The sequence below is a fragment of the uncultured Veillonella sp. genome (assembly GCF_905209685.1).
GTDB lineage: Bacteria > Bacillota > Negativicutes > Veillonellales > Veillonellaceae > Veillonella.
In genome coordinates this window covers 1-5,752 of sequence record NZ_CAJLUB010000116.1, presented here as the reverse complement: position 1 = coordinate 5,752, position 5,752 = coordinate 1, and the positions used below count along the sequence as shown (strand labels likewise).

Here is a 5,752-nt window from a genome sequence, read left to right as displayed (position 1 = left end):
TCAGAACACAATTATATACAGAATATTATAACATTTCTATGAAGAATAGTAAAAAACTAACGCTTTACTAGTACCTCATCAATCGATTTTCTAGGTCTAGGATACATAGGCTCATCTAGAATACCTATGCCAATGATTACCTGTACATCTAGTACTATTTAAATCCATTCTATCCATTCCTACAAAAGAATAGTATTTAAACTATTATCATTGTCATATTGTAATACTCTCAATAATGCTTTAATATTTTAATTATATACTATATAGCGTAAACTATACTATTTAAATACACAGAGGATTTACCATGAAAAAACGTCTGACTCTCATACAAATGGATGTCCACGTAAACGACGTAGAATATAACTACAATCACGTTCAAGAATTATTAACTCAATCTCTATCTGAAAGTCCAGATATTATTGTATTACCTGAAACCTGGAACACTGGCTTTTATCCATCTACAGATTTAATCAATATCGCCGATAATAATGGGGACCGCACAAAAGCCTTATTAAGTGCATTCGCTAAAGAACATAATGTAAATATTGTGGGCGGATCTGTAGCAGTTGCAAAAGACAATCTCGTATTTAATACATCCTATGTTTACAACCGAAACGGTGAACTTGTAGGAGAATATTCCAAGATGCATGGCTTTAGCCCTGCAAAAGAAGACAAATACTTTGCTAGCGGTACTCATACTACACATTTCGAGCTAGACGGAATCCCTTGCAGTACTGTCATTTGTTATGATATCCGTTTCCCTGAGCTGGTAAGAATGGCTGCATTGCCAGGTACAGAATTATTATTTGTGCCTGCTCAATGGCCTACGATGCGTTTACGTCATTGGCAAGTACTCAATGAAGTACGAGCCATAGAAAACCAACTCTTCGTCTGTGCCGTAAACGGCTGTGGCACAGTAGGCCGCGTTCAAAGCACAGGTCACTCTGCCGTCTATGATCCATGGGGCACGAACCTCCTCGAAATGGATACGAACGAAGGCATTGCTTCCGTAGATATCGACCTCGCTGTAGTCGAAGACATTCGTAACAAAATTAATATCTTTAGAGATCGCAAACCTGAACTCTATAACCTATAACAAAAAGGCACATTGTTTTGAACTACCTCCTTAAATTAAGAAGGTCATTCGATTAACAATGTTCCTTTTATTTTTATTGAACTGTATGTAAGAAATAGATGACTCATCCTTTAAAACTCAATAAGCTTCCACATATCCTCTGGAACTTGTTCTAGAGGTTTGTTCTTTGCCATAGCATCTTTTAGAATATCAATCGTATCTTGTACCTCTTGTTTATCCTTTGTATTTGGATCGTGTAGAACGACACGGTTTAAAGAGTCTTGTCCAAATTGTTTTAAATATTCTTTTTCTACTTGATTAAGTTCACGACGTAAGTATTTCATAGTATATCCTCTATTTGTAAATATCTTTTCGATGGCCAACTTCTAACGCTAAAATAATACATCTATCATCAGTAATATCAGCAATGACTCTATAATTACCAATGCGATAACGCCACAGCCCCGTCTTATTGCCTGTCAATGATTTTCCTGAATATCTAGGATTTTCTACATGATTTACATTCTTGATAAGCCAATTAAAGAGATAACGTTGCATTGATAATACATTGTATTACATAGGGAGGTTTTAGTCTATTCTTTAAACACACAAACAGTACTATTTTAATAAAATTTTATATTTCAGAAATTAGGCATACAAAAAAGGCACACCACCCTTCTCTCGTCTCTCAGCGGCATGCCTTTTTATGTATATAGTTACTCTCGAACTATATCGTATGTCAGTCTGGCTAACTCTCTCTAAGTCCCTTTAACGACACGCCAGTATGTCACCTTTAATATACAATTATAAAATAACTTTGTCAATATTTTAGAAAAATTTTATCTTTTCTTTTTACTAATAAATACTTGCAAAAGATTTATATAAATTGTATTATTAATAAATTTCATGACATAAACGCTTATTTTCGTACCATAAATCATTTACATAAATCATCTAGAAGTGGTAGTATTAGCAGTGCACTAGAATTTGGTTATTAAGAAAGAAAGGTAATAATAATGTTTTCATTTCTACAACCAAAAGAGGCAAAATCATCTGTACCACAGAATATGATTATGAATCTATACTATAAATACAGATTCCAATCTTTAATTGGTATTTTCATTGGTTACGCAGCATACTATATTGTTCGTAACAACTTTGCCTTATCAACTCATTTTTTATCAGATATCTTACACATGAGCAAAACCGAAATCGGTTTGTTATCTAGTGGTATGCTTATCGCCTATGGTCTAAGTAAAGGCTTTATGAGTAGTCTTGCTGACAAAGCAAGCCCTGCAAAATTCATGGCTTTCGGTCTTATTTGTTGTGCAATTATCAACATTTTTATGAGCTTTGCCGACAGCCTCGCCTTCTTCTTAGTATTAGTAGTTCTTAATGGTTTCTTCCAAGGCTTTGGTGTAGGTCCATCCTTCATCACACTTGCCAAATGGTATCCAAAACAGGAACGTGGTCGCTTTGGGGCAATTTGGAATATCTCCCATAATCTTGGTGGTGGTATCGTAGCACCAATCGTAGCCGCTGCGCTATACTTCACTACTACCGATCACTGGCAATTAGGCAGCTATGGTATTCCTGCAATTATTGCAATTATAGTAGCTGTTATTATTTGCTTCTTGATTAAAGAAAGTCCTGAACGCGAAGGCTTACCGCCAACTAGTGAAATCATTGCCGATACATCTCATAAAGCACATAGAAGTGCAGAAGCACCTCACCTAAGCACAAGACAAATCTTTGTACAATATGTATTAAAAAATAAAAATGCTTGGTATGTGTCTCTAGTTGATACATTCGTTTATATGATTCGTTTCGGTATGCTTACATGGTTACCTATTTACTTATTACAAGTAAAAGGCTTCTCTAAAGCTGAAATGTCCATCGCCTTCTTATTCTTTGAATGGGCAGCCATTCCTTCTACACTTTTTGCAGGTTACATTTCCGATAAATTCTTCAAAGGTTATCGTATGCCACCAGCAATCATTGCAGTAAGTATTATCTTCTTCTGTATCTTTGGCTATTGGCAAAGTGAATCCCTCTTATGGGTTACATTCTTTGCTGCTGTTGTAGGTTGCTTAATCTACATTCCTCAATTCTTAGCATCTGTACAAACTATGGATATTGTACCTCCATTCGCTGTAGGCTCTGCTGTTGGTCTTCGTGGCTTTATGAGTTACATCGTAGGTGCCAACCTTGGTACAACACTATTTGGTGTTTTAGCAGATAAATTCGGTTGGAATGCAGGTTTCTATCTCCTAATGGTAGCATGTATTCTTTGCATTACATTCTGTGTACTTGCCCACTTTGGTGCAAAAGAATTAAATGCTAAAGAAGCAGAACTTGAACAACTCCAAACAGCTGAAGCTAACAGCTAACAACTAAATTCTAGAGCAAACAAAAAGGTAGTAACAAAAAATTGTTACTACCTTTTATTGTTTAATAAGTTCGCCAAGAACCAAATTATGGGCCCTATGAATCTCATTTTCTTAACGGTATCCATTTTATCTAGAATGGGCTTAGGTATCTCTGCATCGCTTTCAAGAGACACATATTCCTTATCAACATAAACGCCTTTTGAATACTCAGTCGTATGGACCCCTTTTTCAACAATAAATGTATGAGTGCCATTAGCATCTTCATACTCTTCATAACGAGCTACATCCGCAAAATCTATATCTATATCCCCTCTTGTACCTATAACCATCTGATAGCCACGATGTACTACGTTCATGTCAGATGGCATCGCTTTACCACACAACTTTGTAAACTGATATGCACCATGTGTTTTATTCCACCGGATCCAAAATTCTGCGTTATTCTTATGTTTGACCAGCTTATACTTATACCCAATCGCCCCATGAGTATCAATGTAGCGTATCTTGCCTAGGATCGTATATAAATCATTTCGGATTCGCAGCGTCTCGCCATAGTTAAATTTCATAAAATTCTCTCATACTAAAATCAATATATTATTAATTACTATGATTGTACATATAATATGAAATTCTGCCTAGATGGATATAGCAAAAAAGGTAGCAACATATATGTTGCTACCTTTTATTGTTTTATGATCAACCTTGTTGGCAGAAATATATTATGTAGTTTTTATCAGGACTAACTGCAGCACCTAGAGAATATGGATGATTCCGACTTCCCCCAAAATCATATACATACAATACATAATTGTCTGGTATTTCTATGGAATCTTCATTATATGACAATCTATGCAAATATTGTTTTTGAAGCTTTTGATTTTCCTTTTCAGTATAAATTGGATACACTTTATCTTTAGAACGCTTATTTTCATAATCCGGTTTAGGCTTTAATGCGTCTCGCGCATCTTCTATTCGTTTACGAGTTTCAAAATATCTCTTATACTTTGCACTATTGTCTTCATCTGCAATCTGTACCTTATTGAATTCTGCTAATACTTGATTTTCCAACTCATATATTTCATCTACAGATTTATCAATTGGATGGTCTTGTCGCTCTTGTATAAATTTACCCATCGGCACAGTTGTATTTTTTACAGTCAATATCAACCTTGGAATTAATGCATATAGAGAATCTGCATAAGCCATATTCGAATCGATATATCGTTTAACATACACATTGGATATATCAGCTTTTAAAACAACTACTTTAGAATTTGAAAGCGCTTCATCAATATATGGCTTTAATTGTTCCGATGTGCCTCCAAATCCAAATTGTACATAAGCCCTACCTTGTAAAAAGCCTGGATTACTATGCATATGAATGTTTTTGGCAAAACTTGGCATATTTTTGGGGAAGCCTGGAATCGTAGGCATCCTTTTATAATCTTTTGGATTATTGATAGGATACTGAATCAATTCTATCGGTTTAAAAAATTCTTCCAAAGATTCTTTAATTTCAGCTTTAGATCTAGCCGTAAATAGATCATGCCCTTTTCCCTTATTTTTATCTAAATATTCTCGAATTTCCCTTTCATTTGCTGCATCCCGATCAGCACGAGTTCGATAATCTTTAGTATTAACAGGATTAGTTAGCTTAATTTCTCCTTGCCCATTCTTTTTCATATATGGACTCACAATGCGTAAAGGTTTATTGCGGCCTCCAATAAAGTAGCCTTCATTACGTGTTGATTCAGTATTATAGTGTTTAATTTCTTTTAACGCTTTTTCATCCTTATCATTGTAAAGTGGATCAAACGTTTTGTATTCACTTCCAAAATCGGGATTTCCTGATGTTTTTAATCGTTGAGAACCGTGCTCCTTCTCCATCCGCTCTAATATAATTTCATCGCCAATTGAAAGTGCCTTCGTATCTATCGATTTATCTTTTATAACAGCTTTAAAAGCACCAGGAATAACCTCAACAAAATCTACTTTTACTGGGCCTTTTGTTTGTACAAACTGTTTTAACTTTGTATTATTTTTTTGTTCAATACTTATATTTTGATTCTGACTATCTACTACTTCTGCTGCAAAACTAGACTGACTATATAATGCTAGTGAAAGCATCATCAGCACAAAATATTTCTTATTCATTTCTCTCTCCTATATACATCTACAACTTTTAATGTTATAGCAAAAAGGACCTACAGTAATCTGTAGGTCCTTATATATTTGGTGCGGTTGGAGGGACTTGAACCCTCACGAGCGTACGCTCACCACCCCCTCA

6 protein-coding genes are annotated in these 5,752 nt (G+C 35.1%); 2 read left to right on the top strand and 4 right to left on the bottom strand.

The window, feature by feature from the left end; genetic code table 11:
- Positions 1-304 precede the first annotated feature (304 nt).
- Positions 305-1,096 (top strand): carbon-nitrogen family hydrolase, encoded by a 792-nt coding sequence (locus QZ055_RS07790; RefSeq protein ID WP_295825817.1) that lies wholly within the window; start codon positions 305-307, stop codon positions 1,094-1,096.
- 110 nt (positions 1,097-1,206) lie between these two features.
- Here the strand turns inward: QZ055_RS07790 and QZ055_RS07785 are convergent, their stop codons facing one another.
- Together QZ055_RS07785 and QZ055_RS07780 are read right to left on the bottom strand one after the other, a co-directional pair.
- Complete coding sequence (locus tag QZ055_RS07785) at positions 1,207-1,419, bottom strand: hypothetical protein (RefSeq protein WP_024066462.1); 213 nt, start codon at positions 1,417-1,419, stop codon at positions 1,207-1,209.
- 10 nt (positions 1,420-1,429) lie between these two features.
- Entirely contained in the window at positions 1,430-1,633 is a 204-nt protein-coding gene (locus QZ055_RS07780; protein WP_295825814.1) for a type II toxin-antitoxin system RelE/ParE family toxin, read from the bottom strand.
- 458 nt (positions 1,634-2,091) lie between these two features.
- Between QZ055_RS07780 and QZ055_RS07775 the strand changes: the two genes are divergently transcribed.
- A complete protein-coding gene (locus tag QZ055_RS07775; protein WP_295825812.1) occupies positions 2,092-3,465 on the top strand; it encodes a phosphoglycerate transporter PgtP in 1,374 nt (457 codons plus the stop codon).
- Between the two features lie 47 nt (positions 3,466-3,512).
- Here QZ055_RS07775 and QZ055_RS07770 read toward each other — a convergent pair whose 3' ends face one another.
- On the bottom strand, positions 3,513-3,833 hold the full coding sequence (locus tag QZ055_RS07770; protein WP_295825809.1) for a hypothetical protein: 321 nt from the start codon (positions 3,831-3,833) through the stop codon (positions 3,513-3,515).
- Between the two features lie 328 nt (positions 3,834-4,161).
- A complete protein-coding gene (locus QZ055_RS07765) occupies positions 4,162-5,619 on the bottom strand; it encodes a hypothetical protein (protein WP_295825807.1) in 1,458 nt (485 codons plus the stop codon).
- Between the last annotated feature and the right edge of the window lie 133 nt (positions 5,620-5,752).

Coding starts and splice junctions, on each gene's coding strand:
- QZ055_RS07790 (WP_295825817.1), top strand. CDS start 305: ATGAAAAAACGTCTGACTCTCATACAAATGGATGTCCACGTAAACGAC.
- QZ055_RS07785 (WP_024066462.1), bottom strand. CDS start 1,419: ATGAAATACTTACGTCGTGAACTTAATCAAGTAGAAAAAGAATATTTA.
- QZ055_RS07780 (WP_295825814.1), bottom strand. CDS start 1,633: ATGCAACGTTATCTCTTTAATTGGCTTATCAAGAATGTAAATCATGTA.
- QZ055_RS07775 (WP_295825812.1), top strand. CDS start 2,092: ATGTTTTCATTTCTACAACCAAAAGAGGCAAAATCATCTGTACCACAG.
- QZ055_RS07770 (WP_295825809.1), bottom strand. CDS start 3,833: ATGCCATCTGACATGAACGTAGTACATCGTGGCTATCAGATGGTTATA.
- QZ055_RS07765 (WP_295825807.1), bottom strand. CDS start 5,619: ATGAATAAGAAATATTTTGTGCTGATGATGCTTTCACTAGCATTATAT.